The sequence below is a fragment of the Pseudomonas pisciculturae genome, assembly GCF_015461805.1.
Classification (GTDB): Bacteria; Pseudomonadota; Gammaproteobacteria; order Pseudomonadales; family Pseudomonadaceae; genus Aquipseudomonas; species Aquipseudomonas pisciculturae.
Map to the genome: position 1 here is coordinate 280,873 of NZ_JACVZE010000008.1, position 21,114 is coordinate 301,986.

The window sequence follows — 21,114 nt, forward strand, 5'->3', positions numbered from 1 at the left end:
ATGCCGTGTATCGCCGTTACCCCGCACCGCGCGCAATTGGGCGAGGGGCCGTTTTGGGATGGGCCGACCCAGGCGCTGTACTGGGTCAATATCGCCGGCAAGCAGGCGCTGCGCCTGATGGGCGGGCACTTGCAGGTATGGCAATTGCCCGAGCATGTCTCGGCGTTTATCCCGTGTGAAAGCGGCGATGCCTTGGTGACCTTGAGCAGCGGCGTGTATCGGCTGGACCTGGTCACCGAGGCCCTGACGTTGCTGTGCGTAGCCGACCCCCAACCGGGCAACCGGGGCAACGAGGCACGCTGCGATGCCCAAGGCCGCCTGTGGCTGGGCACCATGCAAAACAACATTGGCGAGCACGGTGAAGACCTGCCGATAACGCGGCGTTCCGGTGGCCTGTTCCGTATCGATGCGGATGCCCAGGTCACGCCATTGCTCAGCGGCTTGGGTATTCCCAATACCTTGCTGTGGAATGAAGACGCCAGCCTTGTGCATTTTGGCGACAGCATGGATCGAACGCTGTACCAGTTTGCAATCCAGCCCAATGGCCAACTCGACCCCGCGCAGGTGTGGTTCGGCCCCCACGAACGCGGTGGGCCGGACGGCTCGGCCATGGACGTTGAAGGCTATATCTGGAACGCCCGCTGGGATGGCAGCTGCCTGCTGCGCATAGCGCCGGATGGCCGCGTGGATCGCATCATTGAACTGCCCGTCAGCCGCCCCACCAGCTGTGTGTTCGGTGGCCCCAACCTCACCACGCTCTACATCACCAGCGCGGCAAGCCCGTTGGATCATCCGTTGGATGGCGCGGTATTGGCCATTGAAGTGGATGTACCTGGAACACCCTGCACACGCTTCGCCGGATAACCAACGAGCTGCAATTGTGGCGAGGGAGCTTGCTCCCGCTGGGGTGCGAAGCACCTCCAAAAAAGCTTGTTCCTATGGTTCTACTTAAAAACAACAACAAGGAGTCACCCTATGAATCGTCGTCGTGGTTTGCGTTCCCTGTGCTGCGCCGCTGTGGCGGTCTCGGCCCTGAGCTTGAGCGGGCTGCTGCTGGCCGCTGAAGAAGTGAAGATCGGCTTTCTGGTCAAGCAGGCAGAAGAGCCGTGGTTCCAGACCGAGTGGGCTTTCGCCGAAAAAGCCGGCAAGGAACATGGCTTTACCGTGATCAAGATCGCCGTGCCCGACGGCGAGAAAACCCTCTCGGCCATCGACAGCCTGGCGGCCAATGGCGCCAAGGGTTTTGTGATCTGCCCGCCGGACGTGTCCCTCGGCCCGGCCATCGTCGCCAAGGCCAAGGCCAATGGCCTCAAAGTGATCGCCGTGGATGACCGCTTCGTCGACGCCAAGGGCAATTTCATGGAGGACGTGCCGTACCTGGGCATGGCCGCCTTTGAAGTAGGCCAGAAGCAGGGTGCGGCCATGGCTGCTGAGGCGAAAAAACGCGGCTGGGACTGGAAGGACACCTACGCGGTGATCAACACCTTCAACGAACTCGACACCGGCAAAAAACGCACTGACGGCTCGGTCAAATCCCTCGAAGAGGCTGGCATTCCCAAGGACCACATCCTCTTCACCGCCGCCAAGACCCTTGACGTACCCGGCAGCATGGACGCCACCAACTCGGCCCTCGTGAAGCTGCCCAGCGGCGCGAAAAACCTGATCATCGGCGGCATGAACGACAACACCGTGCTGGGCGGCGTACGAGCGACTGAAAGCGCCGGCTTCAAGGCGGCCAACGTGATTGGCATCGGCATCAATGGCACCGACGCCATCGGCGAGTTGAAAAAGGCTGACAGCGGCTTCTTCGGTTCGATGCTGCCAAGCCCACATATCGAGGGCTACAACACCGCGTTGATGATGTACGAGTGGGTCACCAAAGGCACCGAGCCGGCCAAGTACACCGCCATGGATGAAGTGACGCTGATCACCCGCGCCAACTTCAAGGAAGAGCTGACCAAAATCGGGCTGTGGCAATGACCGCTGCGGCCCTGCGGTTTGACGGCATCGGCAAGACCTTCCCCGGGGTCAAGGCGCTGGACGGCATCAGCTTCAGCGCCCAGCCCGGGCAGGTACACGCGTTGATGGGCGAAAACGGTGCGGGCAAGTCGACGCTGCTGAAAATCCTTGGCGGCGCGTATATTCCCAGCGCTGGCACGTTGCAGATCGGCGAGCAGGCCATGGCCTTTAAAAACGCCGCTGACAGCATTGCCAGCGGCGTGGCGGTGATTCACCAGGAGCTGCACCTGGTGCCGGAAATGACCGTGGCCGAGAACCTGTTCCTGGGGCATTTGCCCTCGCGTTTTGGCGTGGTCAATCGCGGGCTGCTGCGCAAGCAGGCCCTCGCGTGCCTCAAGGGGTTGGCGGATGAAATCGACCCGGCTGAAAAGCTCGGTCGTCTGTCTCTGGGCCAGCGCCAGCTGGTGGAAATCGCCAAGGCCTTGTCCCGTGGCGCCCATGTCATCGCCTTCGATGAACCCACCAGCAGCCTGTCGGCACGGGAGATCGACCGCTTGATGGCGATCATCACGCGCCTGCGGGACGAGGGCAGGGTGGTGCTGTATGTGTCGCACCGAATGGAAGAAGTGTTCCGCATCTGCAATGCGGTCACCGTGTTCAAGGATGGCCGTTACGTGCGCACCTTTGACGACATGAGCGCTTTGACCCATGACCAATTGGTGACCTGCATGGTCGGCCGCGATATCCAGGATATCTACGACTACCGCCCGCGCGAGCACGGCGACGTCGCGCTCAAGGTTGACGGCCTGCTGGGCCCCGGCCTGCGCGAGCCCATCAGCTTCAACGTGCGCAAGGGCGAGATTCTTGGGCTGTTCGGGCTGGTGGGGGCGGGGCGTACCGAGCTGTTTCGCCTGCTCAGCGGCCTGGAACGCGCCAGCGCCGGTGAATTGGAACTGTGTGGTGAAACCTTGCACCTGCGCTCACCCCGCGACGCCATCGCCGCCGGCGTACTGTTGTGCCCGGAAGACCGCAAGAAGGAAGGCATCATCCCGCTGTCCAGCGTCGCCGAAAACATCAATATCAGCGCCCGTGGTGCGCATTCGGCCTTTGGCTGGTTGTTGCGTGACGGCTGGGAGAAGGGCAACGCCGACCAGCAGATCAAGGCCATGAAAGTCAAAACGCCGAATGCGGCGCAGAAGATCATGTACCTGTCTGGCGGCAACCAGCAAAAGGCAATCCTGGGCCGCTGGCTGTCGATGCCGATGAAAGTGCTGCTGCTGGACGAGCCCACGCGGGGCATCGATATCGGTGCCAAGGCCGAGATCTACCAGATCATCCATAACCTCGCGGCCCAGGGCATTGCGGTGATCGTGGTGTCCAGCGACCTGATGGAAGTGATGGGCATCAGCGACCGCATCCTGGTGCTGTGCGAAGGCGCATTGCGCGGCGAGCAAACCCGCGAACACGCGACTGAATCCAACCTGCTGCAACTGGCTTTGCCGCGCAGCGTGGCGAACTGAGAGACGACTATGACCATTCAACAAAACGCGCTGCCCACCGCACGCAAACCCCTGGATGCGCGCGCATTGCTCGACAACTGGGCGATGCTGCTGGCAGCGGTGAGCATCTTTTTGCTCTGCGCCTTGCTGATCGACAACTTCCTCTCGCCGCTGAACATGCGCGGTTTGGGCCTGGCGATTTCCACCGTGGGTATCGCTGCCTGCACCATGCTGTTCTGCCTGGCGTCGGGGCACTTCGACTTGTCGGTGGGCTCGGTGATCGCCTGCGCGGGCGTGGTGGCGGCCATTGTGATGCGCGATACCGACAGCGTCATGCTCGGCATCGGTGCGGCGTTGCTGATGGGGCTGGTGGTTGGGCTGATCAACGGCATTGTCATTGCCAAGCTGCGGGTCAATGCATTGATCACCACCTTGGCGACCATGCAGATCGTGCGCGGGTTGGCCTATATCTTTGCTAACGGCAAGGCGGTGGGTGTCTCCGAGGAGCAGTTCTTCGTGTTCGGCAACGGCCAATTGTTGGGCGTGCCGGTGCCGATCCTCATCACTATTTTGTGCTTCCTATTCTTTGGCTGGCTGCTCAACTACACCACCTACGGGCGCAACACCATGGCCATCGGCGGCAACCCGGAAGCCGCGTTGCTGGCCGGTGTGAACGTGGACCGTACCAAGATCATGATCTTTGCCGTGCATGGTTTGATCGGTGCATTGGCCGGGGTGATCCTGGCCTCGCGCATGACCTCGGGCCAGCCGATGATCGGGCAGGGGTTTGAGCTGACGGTGATCTCTGCCTGCGTGTTGGGCGGGGTGTCGTTGAGTGGTGGGGTGGGGATGATTCGCCATGTGATTGCCGGGGTTTTGATCCTGGCGATCATTGAGAATGCGATGAACCTGAAGAACATCGACACGTTCTACCAATACGTCATCCGTGGCTCGATCCTGTTGCTGGCGGTGGTCATTGACCGCATGAAGCAACGCTAAGTGATGCAATGTGAGAGCTAAATGTGGGAGGGGGCTTGCCCCCGATGGCTGAGTGTCAGTTGAAACATCTATGGCTGACACACTGCAATCGGGGGCAAGCCCCCTCCCACATTTTAATCGGTGGTGAATTTGAAGATGGTGTTCTGGGTATAGGTTTGCCCAGGATTCAGGCGAGTTGATTTAAAGCCCGGCTGATTCGGCGCATCCGGAAAATGCTGTGTCTCCAGCGTAAACCCACTCCAATGCTGATACGTCTTCCCCGCCTTACCCTTCACCGTCCCATCAAGGAAGTTGCTGGTATAAAACTGCACCCCAGGCTCGGAGGTAAACAGTTGCAAGCGCCGCCCCGACTCAGGGTCGTGCACCTCGGCGGCCAACTGCTTCACGTCGCCTTTGGTATCCAGCGCCCAGTTGAAATCGAACCCGCCTTGCTTGGGCTCGGCAAACTTGAGCTGCGGATGATCATCCTTGATGTGCTGGCCGATCGGCGTGGGCTTGAGGAAGTCCATCGGCGTGCCCTTGACCGGCGCCAGTTCACCGGTGGGAATCAACGTCGCATTCACCGGCGTGTAATGGCTGGCATGCAAGGTGGCGACTTGCTTGAGAATGTCGCCATTACCCGCGCCGGCCAGGTTGAAGTAGCTGTGGTTGGTCAGATTGAGCACCGTGGGTTTGTCGGTGGTCGCCTTGTAGTCGATGTGCAGTTCATTGTTGTCGTTGAGGCGATAGGTGACCTCGGTTTTCAGGTTGCCGGGGAAGCCCATTTCACCGTCCTTGGACAGGTAGGTGAGGGTGACGCCCACCGAGTCCTTGGCTTTTACGGGCGTGGCGGTCCATACCTGCTTGTCGAAACCCTGTGCGCCGCCGTGCAGCGAGTTGGGGCCGTCGTTGAGTGGCACCTGGTAGCGCTTGCCGTCGAGCTCAAAGGCACCGCCGGCCAACCGGTTGCCAAAACGCCCGATAGTCGCGCCGAAAAACGCCGTGCCAGCCTGGTAGCCCTGCACATCGTCGAAGCCCAGCACCACGTCTTCGACCTTGCCGTGCTTGTCTGGCACCTTGAGCGACTGCAACACGCCGCCGTAGGTAATTACCGTGGCTTGCATGCCGTGGCTGTTACGCAGGATGTACTGTTCGACGGCAGTGCCGTCATTGGTTTTACCGAAGGCCTTGTGCTCGCTGCTGAGCCCTGCGGCCTGGGCGCCGCCACTGGCGATCAGCATGGACATGGCGAGGCCCGAGAGCAGGTATCGAGGGTGCTTCATGGTCGAACTTCCTTTTGTTGTTTTGACTGGAATAGTTCTACTAATGTGCGATATTTTGTCGATGTGACAGCGAATTTATAGCCTTTAACGCCGTTTTTGCAAAATAAAATAAGACTAATTAAGTGAGGCAGCACGTTATGAGTACCCAGCACGCCGTATACCCCGACCTTGAAGGCAAGACCGTCCTGATCTCTGGGGGCGCCTCGGGCATTGGTGAGTTCATGGTGCGGGCCTTTGCCGCCCAGGGCGCCAAAATCGGCTTCGTGGACCGCGCCCAAAGCCAGGGCGAACGCTTGGCAGCGCTGTTGAGTTCCAAGGGCCATACGGTGGAGTTCGTGTGCTGCGACATCACTGATGAAATCGCCTACAAGGCCGCCATCGGCCGCTTCGAACAATCCCTGGGGCCGATCACCATCCTGGTAAACAACGCCGCCAACGACGTGCGCCACACCCTCGAAGAAGTCGACTCCGAAACCTTCGACAAACTCATCTCCGTCAACCTCAAGCACGCGTTCCTCGCCGCCAAGGCCGTGGTGCCGATGATGAAAAGCGCGGGCGGCGGCTCGATCATCAACCTCGGCTCGGTCGGCTGGATGATGGCCTCGGCCGGCTACCCGGTGTACGCCGCCAGCAAAGCCGCCGCCCACGGCATGACCCGCGGCCTGGCGCGTGAACTGGGGCCGAGCCATATCCGCGTGAACACACTGGTGCCGGGCTGGGTAATGACCGAAAAACAACTGGCGATGTGGGTCGACGACGCGGCCAAAGAACTGATCAGCCGCAGCCAGTGCCTGCCGGGCAGTGTGCTGCCGGAACATATCGCCAATATGGCGCTGTTTTTGGCTTCCGATGCCTCGGCGATGTGTTCGGCGCAGAACTTTATTGTGGATGGTGGGTGGGTCTAAACCTGACTCGGTAATTCAGACAACACAATCCAAATGTGGGAGCTGGCTTGCCTGCGATAGCGGTGGGTCAGCCCGCATTTGCACCGACTGACACGCCGCAATCGCGGGCAAGCCCGCTCCCACAGTGGCGGGCGCTACCTAACCCTTCGGCTAGTTGTTTACCGCGAAAAGATTCTGTTAGCGTTCAAGTGATTCGTGAGGTGTGGGACTTCATAAGGCGGACACTTGAATATGGTGAGTTATGGCGTAATTATCGGCTTGGCCTTTTGCCTGATCAGCGCAGCCTTTGATGTTTATGTCGCTTTTATCACCCAGTCGATAAATACGCTTGTTGTAATCTTTTACTGTTTTACAGTCTCCGCAGTGTTTTTTGCCGCCTGTGCCCTCTGTCAGAAGTCGAGCCCTTTACTTTCAAAGTTCAGCGAAAGCTGGCGGTTGATTGTCATCGTCAATATCTCGGTATTGCTCAACTGGGGCGGCTTGTTTTACGCGCTTCGTTATCTTGAACCCGCCGTAGTCGGTGTTGCCTCGGTCGCCTTTGGCCCGGCACTTACGATCATAATTGTGCTGGCCACTAAGCGTGGTACCAAGGTTGCCTTCATAGATACGCTGGTCTCATGCCTGGTGCTGATCTCGGTGGGTATCATGCTGTTCAACTCCTTCGCCGGCGATAGCGGCATTGCCACCACCACCGCTGAGCAGCGGTTGCTGGGGATTGCCAGTGTGTTGGTGTGCGCAGTGGGCACGGTCATGTACACAGTGTTTTCCAAGCAGCTGTTCGCCCGGCAATGGTCCGTTTATGAAACGCTGGCCGTCAGAAACATTGTGATGATCGGCGTGTGCGTTATTGCAATCCCAGCGACAGGCGAAAGTTTTGCCCTGGGCCGTGAGTTGATCTTGCCGATGATGGTTTTGGTCGTGGCGGGGCATTTGCTGCCGATCTATCTGATTCAAAAGACCATCTATTACCTCACGCCGATTCATGTATCCCTGGTGTTGCTGACCCTTCCGGTATTTGTGCTGTTGTTGCAGTACTTCGACGCACGAGTCGAGTTTTCCATCGCCACCGTTACGGCGGTTGGCATCATTGTGCTTTTGCTGGTTGGACGGGCGCTATTCGCATTGATGAGGGAAGTGACATGATCAGCGTTGTCGTAGTCGACGGTTTTTCGTCCGGTAAATTTGTCGCCAAAGGCTTGAGTGAAAGCGGTTGCCGGTTGATGCATTTAGCCTCATCTGGCGAGTTGGACAGTTATTACTACAAGGGCTTTGACCTCTCGCTGTATGAACAGATGATCGTGAATGCCGATTACGCTGCCACCTTGGCAAGTGTCGAACGGTTCAAACCGCAGTTCATTATTGCCGGCGCCGAAACCGGTGTACTGCTGGCAGATCTGTTGAATGAGCACCTGCAATTGCCGTATCGCAATGACATCCGCCAGAGCACCGCCCGGCGCAACAAGTACGACATGATCCAATGCATCACCCAGGCGCAACTGCCGGCTGCGCGGCAGTTCGTGGCTGATACCTGGCAGCTGGCCGAGGGCTGGATCGATGATCACGGTCGTTTTCCGGTGGTGATCAAGCCCCTCGAAAGCGCCGGGGCCGATGGCGTATTTATTTGTGACGACGTGCGGGCTTGCCAGGTTGCGGTGGGCAAACTGCTGGGCACCACCAATAAGTTGAACATTGCCAATACCCAGGTGCTGATCCAGGAATACCTGGTGGGTGTGGAGTATGTGGTCAATATGGTCTCACTCATCGGTCAGCAACTGGTGACTGAGGTGGTGCGGTACCAAAAGCAGCGTACGGATATAGGCGGCATCCTTTACGACATCGATGAGCTGATTGGCTCCGACTCGCCAGAGTATGACCTCTTGGTGGACTACACCCGAGCGGTTGTGAGCAGCCTGGGCATCCGCAACGGCCCCAGCCACGCAGAGGTGATGCTCACTGAAGACGGCCCCAAGTTGGTGGAGATCGCTGCGCGAACCGATGGCATTCTGCGCCCCGATGTCTCCAGGCAAACTACGGGGCTTGGGCAAATTGAGGCAATGGTTTTATCCGTCACGGCGCCGGATGTGTTTGCGCAATTGCTGGCAAGGCCGTTTGATTATCGACTCTTGCGACACACCTATAATGTCTGTTTGATCAGCCATGCGGATGGCCGCTTTAATAAAGACTCTTTCCTCGAGGAGCTACTCAAGCTTGAATCCTTCTTCGATGCGGTGTTCTACGTTGAAGATGGGCAGCGGGTAGGTGTGACTCAGGATGTATTCAACCAGCCGGGCACGGTGTATCTGGTGCATGCTGATCCTAAAGTGATTGCAGCGGATTCCCTCAGGATTCGCGTTCTTGAAGTGCAGGGGGCCTATCTGGCAGCGTGGTAGTCAGGCGCAGCAGTCCAAATGCGGGAGCGGGCTTGCTCGCGAAGGCGCAGTGTCAGTCGATACATTTGGTGGCTGACCCACCGCTTTCGCGAGCAAGCCCGCTCCCACACAAGCCCGCTCCCACATTGGATTGGTGGTGTTTACTCGATTGGGTATTTCTTGAAGGCTGGATGCTGTTCCAGGCGTTCAGCCAGGCGTTTGAGGTTGGGGAACGCGTCTTCCTTTACGACCGACGCCACGGTGAATTGGCTGAAGGACCACGCCACTGCCGCAGTCAGGTTGGCTTGGTTCAATGCTTCACCGTCTCCCAACTGCTTCTCCAACAGCGAATAGGCCGCCAGCAACTGCCCGCTGATGCGATCAAGCCACGGCGCATGCAGCTTCTCGGCCGGGCGCAGGTTGTGTTCGTACACGATCTGCACGCTCTTTTCGCACGCCGCGAGGGCCAGGCCCAGCCGTTGCAGGTCGTGGGCGCGGTCGGCGGGGGCCTGGGGCAGTAGCTTTTTGTCGGCTGGTGCGAGGGTTTCCAGGTAGTCGAGGATCAGGCTGGAGTCCATCAGCACCGTGCCGTCGTCCAATACCAGGGTTGGCGCCTTGACCACCGGGTTGATCTGGGAGAACTCGTCGAAGGTGCTGAACACCGACAGCGATTGATGCTCAAACAGCACCCCGTACAGCTCCAGGGAAATAGCCACGCGACGTACGTAAGGCGAGTCCAGCATACCGATCAGTTTCATGCAGCCTCCATTGCTCACAACGAAATAGGCTCAAGAGATTAAGGGCACTTGATCGGCCTGCGCAATGGCCTTGCGTCATTGCTTATAAACGACCACCAGGCTGTCTTCGATGCGCTCGTTCACGTCGGGCTCAGGCTGCGCTGACGGCTGGCCCCAGGGGGGTGGCCGGTAATACGTTTGAACGCACGACTGAACGCCGCCTGGGACGTATAGCCCAGGCGCAGTGCCACTTCTTCGATCGGTAAACGCTCCAGGGTCAGCCATTGGCTGGCCAGGCGCATGCGCAACTCCGTGACGTAGCGCAGAGGCGGGATTCCCAACGTGGCCTGGAAGCGCTCGGCGAATACCGAGCGGGAGGTATGGCAGTGCGCCGCCAACTCGGCCACGCTCCAGTCGCGACCCGGTTGCTGGTGCAACGCCAGCAGGGCGCCGGCCAATCGCGTGTCGCGCAACGCTGCCACCAGGCCCGATGCATTGCCGCAGGCACATTCCACCCAGCCTCGCACAATCATGGCGGCCACCACATCGGCCAGGCGCGCGAGGATGCCGGAGTAACCGATACGGGCAGCGGATACTTCACGTTCCATCACCGCCAGTATCGGCATCAAGCCGGGGTAACGCTGGCCCTGGGCATCGATCAGCATCATGGCTGGCATCAAGCTGCCGAGCCCCTGAATACTGCCGAGCTCGAACGCCATGCAGGCACTGAACAGCAAGGTACTGGGGCGCGAATCGGGGGAGGCGTCCACGGCGCAGACGGTATCGCCGAGCGCGATGGCGTCAAAGCCATTGATGTCCTGCACAGGCCTGTCCGCATGAGAGGACAGCGCGTGGGCGCCGCCGTGGGAGATGAACACGGCATTGCCCGCCGACAACTCAAACAGGCCACCGTCGTCGGTACGAAGGGTGGCCGTCCCAGCGGCAAGGAAGTGGAAGTAGGCGTGCCCGGGTTTGGCCTCAAACCCCATGCCGAAGCTCGGCCCGGCCTGGATACGGCGGTACTGCACCCCGCGCAGGCGCATACCGCGCAGCAGTTCGTCGATAAGGTCGCTGGAGAGATTAAAGGGCGCTGCTGCGGTCATGTTCGGGGTTTGGGTCAAAAACTCAAGGGTTTGCATCATAGATCATCCGGGTTGGCGAACCTAGACTGGCCGTCACGCTAATGTCCCAAGGATGTCGTTTGATGAATAACTGTGTCGCTCAAGGCTCGCTGCATTCGCACGCAGAGCCCGCCACCCCGGCCTGGATGGCAGTGTTTTCCCTGGCGATGGGGGTGTTCGGGTTGTTGACAGCGGAATACCTGCCGGCCAGCTTGTTGACGCCGATGGCAATGGACTTGGGCGTGTCCGAGGCCCTGGCCGGCCAAGCCGTGACGGTGACGGCAGTGGTGGCGTTGTTCGCCGGGCTGCTGGTGCCTGGCCTCACGCGTGGGATCGACCGGCGCGTGGTGTTGTTGGGGTTTTCCCTGCTGATGATTGCCTCAAACCTGTTGGTGGCATTCTCCTCCAGCCTGGCGGTGTTGCTGTTGATGCGCATCCTGCTGGGCGTCGCCCTGGGTGGTTTTTGGAGCATGGCGGCGGCCGTTGCGATGCGCTTGGTGCCTGCTGCGCTGTTGCCCCGTGCGCTATCGATCATCTTTAGTGGCATTGCGGTGGGGACGGTGGTTGCCGTGCCGCTGGGCAGCTACCTCGGTGGTCTGTATGGCTGGCGCAGTGCGTTTCTTGCCGCCGCCGCCGTCGGTGGGGTGACGCTGGTGTTCCAGCTGTTCACGCTGCCACGCCTGGCCCCTACGGGCACTGCACGTCTGCGCACGGTACTGGATGTGCTGAGGCGGCCGGGCATCGCCATCGGCATGTTTGGCTGCGTGCTGGTGCACACCGGGCACTTTGCGTTGTTTACCTACATCCGGCCGTTCCTGGAAAGCACCACGGGGGTCGGGACGCAAGGGCTGGCCTTGATGCTGCTGGGGTTCGGTGCAGCCAACTTCGTCGGCACGTTGCTGGCGGGTTGGATGTTGGTGCGTTATCCGCGCGGCACCTTGGTGTTGATGCCGGTATTGGTGGGCGTCGCGGCACTCGCCCTGGTGCTGTTGCCCGCTTCGCTGCCAGGTCAGGCGATATTGCTGGTGCTGTGGGGCATGGCCTTTGGCGGGGTGCCCGTTGCGTGGTCGAACTGGGTGGCCCGCGCCGTGCCGGACCAGGCTGAAAGCGCCGGTGGCATGGTTGTGGCTTCGGTGCAGTCGGCCATTGCGGCGGGGGCGGCCGGTGGAGGGGCAATGTTCAGTGTCAGTGGCATCGGCGGGGTGTTTCTCGGCGCGGGTGTGTTGATGTTGCTGGCGGCCTTGTTGATTGCGTTACGGGTCAATGTGCCGCGCAACGGTACTGTGGGTGCGTCGCTGCATGTTTGAAGCGGCCTTGCAGGTTGACGGCAATTGACTGTGTGACGAGCCATCAACCTTTGGTTTAGTCTGGAGCGCTTCGTTGATCGCAAGCGCCTCTGGAGCAGTAAGCATGACCGACTACGTACCCCCAAAAGTCTGGACCTGGGACACCGAAAACGGCGGCACTTTCGCCAGCATCAACCGGCCCATCGCCGGTGCGACACATGAGAAAGAACTGCCCGTTGGCAAGCACCCGTTGCAGTTGTATTCCCTGGCGACACCCAACGGGCAGAAAGTCACCATCCTGCTGGAAGAGCTGCTGGCCCTGGGGCACAGCGGCGCGGAATACGACGCCTGGCTGATCAAGATCGGCGATGGCGACCAGTTCGGCAGCGGGTTTGTCGGCATCAATCCGAACTCCAAGATCCCGGCCTTGCAGGACCGCAGCGGCACCACGCCGATTCGCGTGTTCGAGTCCGGCGCGATCCTGCAGTACCTGGCCGAGAAATTCGGTGCGTTCTTCCCCACCGAACCTGCGGCCCGTGCCGAGTGTTTGTCGTGGTTGTTCTGGCAGATGGGCAGTGCGCCTTATCTGGGGGGCGGTTTCGGGCATTTCTATGCGTATGCGCCGAGCAAGATGGAGTACGCGATCAACCGCTTTGCCATGGAGGCCAAGCGTCAGTTGGATGTGTTGGATCAGCGTCTGGCAGTGAGCGAATACATCGCTGGGGATGAATACACCATCGCCGATATTGCGATCTGGCCTTGGTACGGTGGGTTGGTCAAAGGTCGCTTGTATGGCGCGGCAGAGTTTTTGTCAGTGCATGAATACAAGCATGTGCTGCGCTGGGCGGATGCGATTGATGCGCGGCCGGCGGTGCAGCGCGGGCGGCGGGTGAATCGGGTGTCGGGTGAGCCCCATGAGCAACTGGCCGAGCGCCATTCTTCCAGCGACTTGGACTAAACGCATAACACGGAAAACTGTGGGAGCGATCTACACCTGATACAACTCAGTAGCCTGTCAGGTCGCTATCACAGGCACGTCTATGCCTTGACCTCAATGTCGAGGGCCTGTGCCATTCGCACCAGGTCGGCAAACGAGCGCGCGACCATTTTGCGCATCGCCTGCCCACGATGGATCTTCACCGTGATCTCGCTCAAACCAATCTCACCGGCAATTTGCTTGTTCATCAGCCCAGACGCTGCCAGGGCCATCACCGTTTGCTCGCGGGGCGTGAGGGTGGCATAGCGCATGCGCAAGTCGTCATTGCCGCGCTCGGACTCGCGTCGAGTCTTGTCTTTTGTATGGGCGGCGCACACGGCATCAATCAAGTCTTGCTCACGAAACGGCTTGGCCAAAAAGTCCACGGCGCCGGCTTTCATGGCGCGCACGGTCATGGCGATATCGCCGTGGCCAGTCATGAACACAATGGGCAGGTTGATCCGCGCCGCCACCAGTTCATTCTGAAAATCCAAGCCACTGGTGCCTTGCAGTCGCACATCCAGCACCAGGCAACTGGGCAGGTCGGGGCGGGGGAAATTCATGAACTCGGCCGCCGAGCCAAACAGCTGCACTTGCAGGCCCACCGAGCGCAACAGGCTGCCGAGGGATTCGCGCAACGGGCGGTCATCATCGACGATATACACCCAGGGTTCGTGGCTGATAACGCGGTTCATCGGGTGCAGGTCGTTCATGGGGCGTCCTTGGCCAATAGCGGCAGTGAACAGGTGAAGGCCGAGCCTTGGCCTGGTGTGCTGGTGGCCCAGAGTCGGCCGCCATGAAAATCGATGATCGAGCGGCAGATCGACAGGCCCATGCCCAAGCCATCGGGTTTGGTGGTGAAGAAGGGCTGAAACAGGGTGAGCATCGAGGCGTCGTCGATGCCGATGCCGTGGTCGGCGACCTCCAGCAGCACGTCATTGCCCTCGACCCAGGTGCGCACGTGCAGCAGGCGTTGGCGCGGCGCGATGGTTTCCATGGCGTGGCAGGCGTTGATGATCAGGTTGATGATCACCTGTTGCAGTTGCACGCGGTCGGCGTTGATCTGTGCATCGAGCACGTTCAACTCCACGCGGCTGCGCACCTTGTGGCGCGACAGTTCGTGCTGCACCAGGCCCAGGGTTTCATTGACGATGGCGTCCAGGGACTCGGGCTTGCGCAGTGGGTCGCACTTGCGTGACAGCGCACGGATGCGGCTGATCACCTCACTGGCCCGGCAGGCGCTGGAGACGATGCGGTCCAGGGATTGGCGTGCTTCGTCGAGGTCTGGCTGCGGGCGGTCGAGCCAGCGTCGGCAGGCTTCGCCGCTGCTGGTAATAGCGGTCAGGGGCTGGTTCACCTCGTGGGCGATCGAGGCGGCCAATTCGCCCAGGGAGGTGATGCGGGTGACATGGGCCAGCTGGCTTTGGGCGTGAAACAATGCTTCTTCAGCGCGTTTGCTGGCGGTGACATCCATCACCGCGCCCAGGTACTCGACCCGCCCACGGGCCTCGACGGGGCTGGCGATCATATGGATATGCTTGATGCGCCCGTCGGGCATCAACAGGCGATGCTTGACCTCAATCAGCGGCGAGCGATTCTGCGCCTTTGCGAACACTTCGTGGGCCAGGTGCAGATCGTCGGGGTGGGTGCGCTCCAGCACCATGGCTGCCGTGGGCGCTTGGTGATGGGGGTACTCAAAGATGCGCGCCAATTCCTGCGACCAGGACATCGACTCGCTGTCGCCGCGAAAACTCACGCTGCCCGTCTGGCTCAGGCGCTGGGCACCAATCAGGTAGGCCTCATTGTGGCGCAGGCTGTCTGCCGCGTATTTGCTGCGCAGCGCCAGAAAGGTGATGGCAGACAGGGCAGTGAGGCAACGGAAGAAACCGGTGACCGCCTCCCAGCGATCATAGTTGCCGTTGTACAGGAAGAGCATGGTGAGCAGCGCGATGGAAAACAGTGCAACACCAATCACCACATTGATCGAAAACAGATTGGCAGCCATCAACAACAGCGTGATGTACAGCAGGGTGGGCGCCCAGTCGGTGTGGGTTTCAGAATTGATCACCACGATGCCGCAGGCCACCACCAACCCCACCGCCCAGCCCAAGGCGTTGATTGCAGGTGTGGGGCTGATGCCGAATGCGGCGCGTGCCTGGGCCTGGCGCGGGGTGAACAGCAGCCTGTCCCAGAGACCGGTCAGCCATGAATGTTCGCGGCGCACACTCGCGGGAGCGGTGGTTTTCATGGCCTTCGGGCACTCCATTGTTGTTGTAGAGAGTGGAGCATCGGACGCTTACTTTAAAAGCATCCGTTCGCACCGAGTAGGACACAAAACCCTGAAATCCTGCCAAGCTCTATACCCAGGTATGACTGGCCTGTCCCCAGGTAGGAGAGACGCCTGGCTCGCCCGCACCTAACCTGAGGCCTCTCACTCCTCTCCAAGGCCCTGCGGCCGGGTGGCTAACATGATGAACAGAAATGACCTGCGTCGTGCTGACATCAATCTGCTGGTGGTGTTCGAGTCGATGATGCACGAGCGCAATGTCAGCCGTGTCGGAGAAAAATTGTTCCTCGGCCAACCGACCATCAGCAGCGCCCTGGGCCGTTTGCGGCTGATGTTTGATGACCCGCTGTTTATCCGTGCCGGGCGCTTGATGCAGCCCACCTCCCGTGCCGAAGAGATCTTCAGCAATCTGGGCCCGGCGCTGGACAGCATCGCGGCGGCGCTCAGCCGTTGCCAGGCGTTCAACCCTGGCACCAGCGAGGCGACCTTTCATATCGGCCTGTCGGATGACGTGGAGTACGCCTTGCTGCCGAGCCTGCTGCGGCGCCTGCGCATCGAAGCGCCCAATATGACCCTGGTGGTGCGTCGCGCTGATCACTGGCAGATGTCTCAGTTGCTCGCCAGCGGCGAGATATCCCTAGGCATCAGCCACACCCAGGAACTGCCGGCCAATGCCCGCCGCAAAAGCCTGCGGCCGATGCGCCCGATGTTGCTGCGCGCGGACCACCGGCCGGGTGATCTGGGGTTAGAGGAATTCTGCCAGCGCCCTCATGCGGTGGTGTCGTCGATGGGCAATGTGCTCGATGACGCTGATCGCGCCCTCGGTCTGCTCGGTCGCCAGCGCAAGGTGGTGCTCACGGTGCCGCAGTTCAGTGCCTTGACGGTGTTGCTGGCCGACAGCGACATGCTCGCCATCGTGCCGGATTACGTGGCCCACGCCATGGCCGGGGTGAGTGGGCTGCGGGCGCAGTGTGCGCCGCTGGCATTGCCCGAACAGGAGCTTGCATTGGTGTGGCGCGGTACGACCCACAACGACCCGGGCGAGCGCTGGTTGCGGGCGCGGTGCAGTGCGTTTCTTGGCGACCCTGCGACCGAGTTCTCTGTGGTGAGCGAGCTTGCCCGCGCTGGGCTGCGAAGCGGCCCTAATAAAGTCACTGCGGTGTGTCAGAGCGGTTGAGGTGGCAGGGTTTGGGGCTGCTTCGCAGCCCAGCGCGAGCAAGCTCGCTCACCACAGAAAGCTCGCTCGCCACAACAGCTGAGGAACACTTGCCATGTATACCCATCCTTTGTTGCTCGGCGGTGCATTGATTCTGCTCGACCTGACACTCTGGCAGTGCCTCGGCCCGCCCAAACGCACCTTGCGCACGGTGCTGCGGGTATTGGTGTTCGCGCTGTTCTGCTGGGTGATGGTAACCGCCGGTATCAGCCCGTTGCAGCCGCCGCCGTGGCCCGATGACGCAGTGCTTAATCTGATGGCGACGGTGATGGGGATCGGCTGGTGGTTATTTGCCGCCCGCACCGTAACGGTCATCTTGGGCCATGGTCTCACTGCCCGCGTCGGTCAGAGCGCGCGTTTGTTGCACGATGTGATGGGCGCCGTGATCTTCCTGGTGGCCATCGTCGGCGCGGCGGCGTATGTGCTGCAATTGCCGGTCAAGGGGTTGCTGGCGACCTCGGGGGCCATGGCGATCATCCTCGGCCTGGCGGTGCAAAGCACCTTGAGTGATGTGTTCAGTGGCATCGTGATCAACACCACCAAGCCCTATCAGATTGATGATTGGGTCAGCATCGACGGCATTGAAGGCAAAGTGCTGGACATCGACTGGCGCTCCACCCACTTGCAGACCGAGGCCGGCAGTGTCGCCGTAGTGCCCAACTCGCTGGCGGCCAAGGCCAAGATCCTCAATCACAGCCGGCCGGCTGCGCTGCATGGCGTCAGCGTCACCCTGGCGGTGCCCAGCGCAGCGGCGCCACGTCAGGTGCTGGAGGCACTGGAAAAAGCCTTGCAGGGCACCCAAGCCTTGCTGCCGGGGCAGGCCGCAAAAGTCTCGATAAAAAGCTCACAACTGGGCTTCAACGAATACGAACTCAGGGGCTTTGTGGCTTCGCGTTCAGCCCGCAGTGGGGTGCGCAATCTGATGTTTGACCTGGCCCACCGACACCTTGAAGCGGCAGGCGTGACGTGGGGCGCGACCGTGCAGGCCTGGAGCCGCCAGCGCCAGTTGCTGGAGGAAGCGCGGGTGATGCGGGCCCTCAGTGTCGAGGAGCGCGACCGCCTGGCCGACGCCATGACGGCAGTAGACTTCCAGGCCAATCAGGTGTTGCTGGCCTTCGATGAAATCGCCGATGGCCTGCTGATCATCGCCGCTGGCGTGGTCTCGGTGGCGGTGCATGATGGCGAGCGCGTGGTCGAAGCCGTGCGCATGGGCCCCGGCGAAGTGATGGGCGAGGAGGGCATCCTGACGGATGGCCGTTCCCGTGGGCAATTTCGCAGCCTCACCAGCGGGCGCCTGTATCGCATCGAAAAAGCCCTGCTGGGCGCGCAGTTGCAGCACAGCAGTGATCTGTTGATGGCGTTGGATAAATTGCAGCATCAGCGTGAAGGTATTCGGGATGCCGTGGTACTCAAGAAACCGCAGCCCATCAAGAAAACCGGGTTCCTGCGCTGGCTGCAAGACAAATAACCACCGCTGGCTTTGCATTGGAATGCAACCCATGTGGGAGGGGGCAAGTCGAATCGTCGCACCGCCCCTCCCACATTGATCTTCACTGCTTACCGGTACCGTGTCAGCGGGAGAATCGCTCGCGGTATTCGCGAGGCGAAATCGTCAGGTGCCGGTGAAAGGTATAACGCATCCGTTCTTCATCCCCGAAACCGCACAACCGCGCGATCTGGTCGATATTGCGTTCTGAGTCTTCCAACAATCGTCGCGCCGCTTCCATGCGAAACAACTCGACGGCCTTGGCCGGCGTGCGCCCAGTACGCTGCTTGTAGACCCGCGCAAAATTGCGCGGGCTCATCTGCGCCTGTTGCGCCAAGCGTTCCACTGACAGGTCGGCTTCCTGCAGGTTGTCGGCGAGCCACAGGTGCAGCTCATCAAAACCTGCGCTGTCGTCGGTTTGTGCCTGCAACAGCTGGCTGAACTGCGCCTGCCCGCCAGGGCGCTTGAGAAACACCACCAGTTCGCGGGCCACTTGCAAGGCCACATCACGGCCACAGTCGATTTCCACCAGGGCCAGGGCCAGGTCGATCCCGGCAGTCACACCCGCCGAGGTCCACACATTGCCCTGCTGGATAAAAATCGCGTCCATATCCACCACGATCGCCGGGAAGCCGGCCTTGAGCATGTCGCACATGGCCCAGTGGGTGGCGGCGCGGCGGCCGTCGAGCAAACCGGCCATGGCCAGCAGGAAGGTGCCGCTGCACACCGAGGCCGTACGCGCGGCCGTGCCTGATGCCACCCGCAGCCATTCCACCAGTTCGGTGTTGGCCGCCATGGCCTGCTGGATCGCCGGCGCGCCGGGCACGATCAAGGTGTCGATGGCGCTGGCGCTGAACTGCGCCAACTCCACCGTGTGCACGCTCAGCCCTTCGGCGGTTTGCATCAACCCGCCCGCCAGGCTCGCCGTGTGCATCACGTAGCCGGGCAAGCCGCGCTCGGTCATGGCTTTGGTGGCGGCCCAGAACACCGTCTGGGCGCCGGTCAGGTCGAGCAAGCCCATCTGCGGATAGGCCAAGAACACCAACGTGCGCGGCTGACCCAGCGCCGCGACCGCCATCATGCGCGGGCCAGCAGGGTTTCCAGCTTTTCCTGGTCGCGCGCGAACTGGCGAATGCCTTCGGCAAGTTTCTCGGTGGCCATGGCGTCTTCGTTGGAGGCCCAACGGAACTGCGCTTCGGTCAACGATTGGCGAGCTTCGCCAGCGGTGCCCGGTTGCAATTTGCGCTCAAGAGGGCCGCTGTCTTCGGCGAGTTTTTGCAGCAGGTCCGGGCTGATGGTCAGGCGGTCGCAACCGGCCAGTTGTTCGATCTGGCTGAGGGTGCGGAAACTGGCGCCCATCACCACGGTAGGGATGTTGTTGGCCTTGTAGTAGTTGTAGATACGTGTCACCGACTGCACGCCCGGGTCGTCAACGCCGGTGTAGTCCTGGCCGGTGCTCTTGCGGTACCAGTCATAGATGCGGCCCACGAACGGCGAGATCAGGAACACCCCGGCATCGGCGCAGGCCACGGCCTGGGCGAACGAGAACAGCAGGGTGAGGTTGGTCTGGATACCGGCTTTTTCCAGGCGCTCGGCGGTGCGAATGCCTTCCCAAGTGGAGGCCAGCTTGATCAGCACACGGTCGCGGCTCACACCGGCTTGGTCGTACAGCGCGATCAACTGGTTGGCCTTGGCCCATAGCGCCTCTTCATCAAACGACAATCGCGCGTCGACCTCGGTGGAAATGCGCCCCGGAATCACCTTGAGAATCCCCGCACCCACCGACACCGCAAAGTGATCGCAAGCCAGGTCTACATCGCCTTTGGCGTGGGCCACGGCGCTGCGCAACAGCTCGGCGTACTCGGGGATGGCGGCCGCCTTGAGCAGCAGCGACGGGTTGGTGGTGGCGTCCACCGGGCGCAGGCGGCTGATGGCTTCCAGGTCGCCGGTGTCGCAGACTACGGTGGTGAATTGCTTGAGTTGTTCGAGCTTGGACGTCATGAACGGTAGTCTCCGAAATAGGGGTTATTGGTTCAGGGCCTGCGCGGTATCCAGGTCGCTGATCAGGATGTCCAGGTAGCCGCCCTTGAGCGCGCCGCGAATCGCCTGGACCTTGTTCAGCCCGCCGGCCAGGCCGAGTACACGGTGGATGGCACGCAGCTTGGGCAGCGCCACCGACACCACGAATTCTTCATCTTCTTCCAGTACCGGCTTACCTTGCGCATCGAAGTAGCGCAGGCAGATATCACCTACCGCGCCACGCTCGGCGAGCAGGCGCAGCATGTCTTCGGTGTAGTAGTTGCCGCTGTTGCGCAGCAGTTGCGAGGGCTCCAGGTCGCCGATGCCGACAATCGCCAGGGTGATGCTGTCAAAGCGTTGCAGCACCTCCTTGACCTCTTCCATCTGCACGATGCGTTGCTTGCTTTCCACCGATTGCTCGATGCTTTGCGACGGCAGCAGGTACGCCGGGCAGTTGAGCAGGGTGGCCAGGCGCTGGGTGAGCAGGGTGGCTTCGAACGCGCCCTTGTTGCCAACGCCGCCGAGCAGTTGCACCACTTCTTCGGCGCCTTGCTTGCCTGCCTGCACATGCAGATGGCCGACCATGGCGCGAATGGTGCTGCTCCATGACGAAATACCGATGTGATCCTGGGGTGACAGGCTGGTTTCCAGGTAATGGGCGGCCGCTGAGCCGATGGCCTGCTTGATGCTCTCGTCGTTGCCGGGCTCGGTGGCTTCCACCACGATCACCCGGCGCACGCCGTAGCGGCGCTGCAATTGGCTTTCCAGCTCCAAATGCAGCCCTTGCAGGCGCATCACGCTGATTTTCACCACGCCGTCTTGCAGCGCCCGGCGCAGGGCGCGGCTGATAAAGGACTGGGAGAGGTCCAGTTGCGTGGAAATCTCGGACTGCTTGAGCCCTTCTTCGTAATAGAGGCTCGCGATCTTGGTGATCAGGCGCTGTTCTTCGATCTGGCTCATGAAGGCCTCAGTAGATGTATCAATGTCGGTGAG

Annotated in this window: 19 protein-coding genes; 11 read left to right on the forward strand and 8 right to left on the reverse strand. The window is 60.9% G+C overall.

The annotated features are described in order from the left end of the window. The 4 genes from ICY20_RS22165 to araH all read left to right on the forward strand — a co-directional run bounded on the left by ICY20_RS22165 (position 1) and on the right by araH (position 4,457). A complete protein-coding gene (locus ICY20_RS22165; protein ID WP_194938608.1) occupies positions 1-864 on the forward strand; it encodes an SMP-30/gluconolactonase/LRE family protein in 864 nt (287 codons plus the stop codon). 111 nt (positions 865-975) lie between these two features. Then, on the forward strand, positions 976-1,980 hold the full coding sequence (locus tag ICY20_RS22170; protein WP_194938609.1) for a substrate-binding domain-containing protein: 1,005 nt from the start codon (positions 976-978) through the stop codon (positions 1,978-1,980). Beyond that, positions 1,977-3,479, forward strand: coding sequence for an L-arabinose ABC transporter ATP-binding protein AraG (gene araG / locus ICY20_RS22175; protein ID WP_194938610.1), 1,503 nt, complete (start codon positions 1,977-1,979; stop codon positions 3,477-3,479). Before ICY20_RS22170 ends, araG begins: the two co-directional genes overlap by 4 nt. A 9-nt stretch (positions 3,480-3,488) precedes the next feature. After that, positions 3,489-4,457, forward strand: coding sequence for an L-arabinose ABC transporter permease AraH (gene araH / locus ICY20_RS22180; RefSeq protein WP_194938611.1), 969 nt, complete (start codon positions 3,489-3,491; stop codon positions 4,455-4,457). A gap of 113 nt (positions 4,458-4,570) precedes the next feature. Here the strand turns inward: araH and ICY20_RS22185 are convergent, their stop codons facing one another. Further along, the gene (locus ICY20_RS22185; RefSeq protein WP_194938612.1) at positions 4,571-5,719 is read right to left on the reverse strand and encodes an aldose epimerase family protein; all 1,149 of its coding nucleotides are present in this window, start codon (positions 5,717-5,719) and stop codon (positions 4,571-4,573) included. Positions 5,720-5,856: 137 nt separating this feature from the next. On the opposite strand from ICY20_RS22185, the gene ICY20_RS22190 reads away from it, so the two are divergent. The 3 genes from ICY20_RS22190 to ICY20_RS22200 all read left to right on the forward strand — a co-directional run bounded on the left by ICY20_RS22190 (position 5,857) and on the right by ICY20_RS22200 (position 9,014). Then, the gene (locus ICY20_RS22190; protein WP_159962732.1) at positions 5,857-6,624 is read left to right on the forward strand and encodes an SDR family NAD(P)-dependent oxidoreductase; all 768 of its coding nucleotides are present in this window, start codon (positions 5,857-5,859) and stop codon (positions 6,622-6,624) included. 231 nt (positions 6,625-6,855) lie between these two features. Beyond that, on the forward strand, positions 6,856-7,767 hold the full coding sequence (locus tag ICY20_RS22195) for a DMT family transporter (RefSeq protein WP_194938629.1): 912 nt from the start codon (positions 6,856-6,858) through the stop codon (positions 7,765-7,767). Beyond that, entirely contained in the window at positions 7,764-9,014 is a 1,251-nt protein-coding gene (locus ICY20_RS22200; RefSeq protein ID WP_194938613.1) for an ATP-grasp domain-containing protein, read from the forward strand. Before ICY20_RS22195 ends, ICY20_RS22200 begins: the two co-directional genes overlap by 4 nt. 140 nt (positions 9,015-9,154) lie before the next feature. Here the strand turns inward: ICY20_RS22200 and ICY20_RS22205 are convergent, their stop codons facing one another. Together ICY20_RS22205 and ICY20_RS22210 are read right to left on the reverse strand one after the other, a co-directional pair. Next, complete coding sequence (locus ICY20_RS22205; protein WP_194938614.1) at positions 9,155-9,751, reverse strand: glutathione S-transferase family protein; 597 nt, start codon at positions 9,749-9,751, stop codon at positions 9,155-9,157. 119 nt (positions 9,752-9,870) lie between these two features. Then, complete coding sequence (locus ICY20_RS22210) at positions 9,871-10,869, reverse strand: AraC family transcriptional regulator (protein WP_194938630.1); 999 nt, start codon at positions 10,867-10,869, stop codon at positions 9,871-9,873. Between the two features lie 65 nt (positions 10,870-10,934). Here ICY20_RS22210 and ICY20_RS22215 point away from each other — a divergent pair, with 65 nt between their 5' ends. Together ICY20_RS22215 and yghU are read left to right on the forward strand one after the other, a co-directional pair. Further along, positions 10,935-12,158 carry an MFS transporter gene (locus ICY20_RS22215; RefSeq protein ID WP_194938615.1) on the forward strand — a complete coding sequence of 408 codons (1,224 nt, stop codon included), beginning with the start codon at positions 10,935-10,937 and terminating at the stop codon, positions 12,156-12,158. Positions 12,159-12,261: 103 nt separating this feature from the next. Further along, a complete protein-coding gene (yghU, locus tag ICY20_RS22220) occupies positions 12,262-13,095 on the forward strand; it encodes a glutathione-dependent disulfide-bond oxidoreductase (RefSeq protein WP_159962735.1) in 834 nt (277 codons plus the stop codon). 80 nt (positions 13,096-13,175) lie between these two features. On the opposite strand, the gene ICY20_RS22225 is transcribed toward yghU, so the two are convergent. Both ICY20_RS22225 and ICY20_RS22230 read right to left on the reverse strand, forming a co-directional pair. Further along, a complete protein-coding gene (locus tag ICY20_RS22225) occupies positions 13,176-13,826 on the reverse strand; it encodes a response regulator transcription factor (protein WP_194938616.1) in 651 nt (216 codons plus the stop codon). Next, the gene (locus ICY20_RS22230) at positions 13,823-15,361 is read right to left on the reverse strand and encodes a sensor histidine kinase (RefSeq protein ID WP_194938617.1); all 1,539 of its coding nucleotides are present in this window, start codon (positions 15,359-15,361) and stop codon (positions 13,823-13,825) included. The genes ICY20_RS22225 and ICY20_RS22230 overlap by 4 nt, the downstream gene beginning before the upstream one ends. Before the next feature lie 220 nt (positions 15,362-15,581). Here ICY20_RS22230 and ICY20_RS22235 point away from each other — a divergent pair, with 220 nt between their 5' ends. Continuing rightward, positions 15,582-16,577, forward strand: coding sequence for a LysR family transcriptional regulator (locus tag ICY20_RS22235; RefSeq protein ID WP_324187960.1), 996 nt, complete (start codon positions 15,582-15,584; stop codon positions 16,575-16,577). A gap of 94 nt (positions 16,578-16,671) precedes the next feature. Beyond that, positions 16,672-18,084, forward strand: a complete 1,413-nt coding sequence (locus ICY20_RS22240; protein ID WP_194938618.1) for a mechanosensitive ion channel family protein — start codon at positions 16,672-16,674, stop codon at positions 18,082-18,084. Between the two features lie 103 nt (positions 18,085-18,187). Here ICY20_RS22240 and ICY20_RS22245 read toward each other — a convergent pair whose 3' ends face one another. The 3 genes from ICY20_RS22245 to ICY20_RS22255 are packed head-to-tail and all read right to left on the reverse strand — an operon-like array spanning position 18,188 to position 21,081. After that, on the reverse strand, positions 18,188-19,183 hold the full coding sequence (locus ICY20_RS22245; protein WP_194938619.1) for a GlxA family transcriptional regulator: 996 nt from the start codon (positions 19,181-19,183) through the stop codon (positions 18,188-18,190). After that, the gene (tal, locus tag ICY20_RS22250) at positions 19,180-20,103 is read right to left on the reverse strand and encodes a transaldolase (RefSeq protein ID WP_159962741.1); all 924 of its coding nucleotides are present in this window, start codon (positions 20,101-20,103) and stop codon (positions 19,180-19,182) included. Before tal ends, ICY20_RS22245 begins: the two co-directional genes overlap by 4 nt. Positions 20,104-20,127: 24 nt before the next feature. Then, positions 20,128-21,081 (reverse strand): sugar-binding transcriptional regulator, encoded by a 954-nt coding sequence (locus ICY20_RS22255; protein ID WP_194938620.1) that lies wholly within the window; start codon positions 21,079-21,081, stop codon positions 20,128-20,130. Positions 21,082-21,114 lie beyond the last annotated feature (33 nt).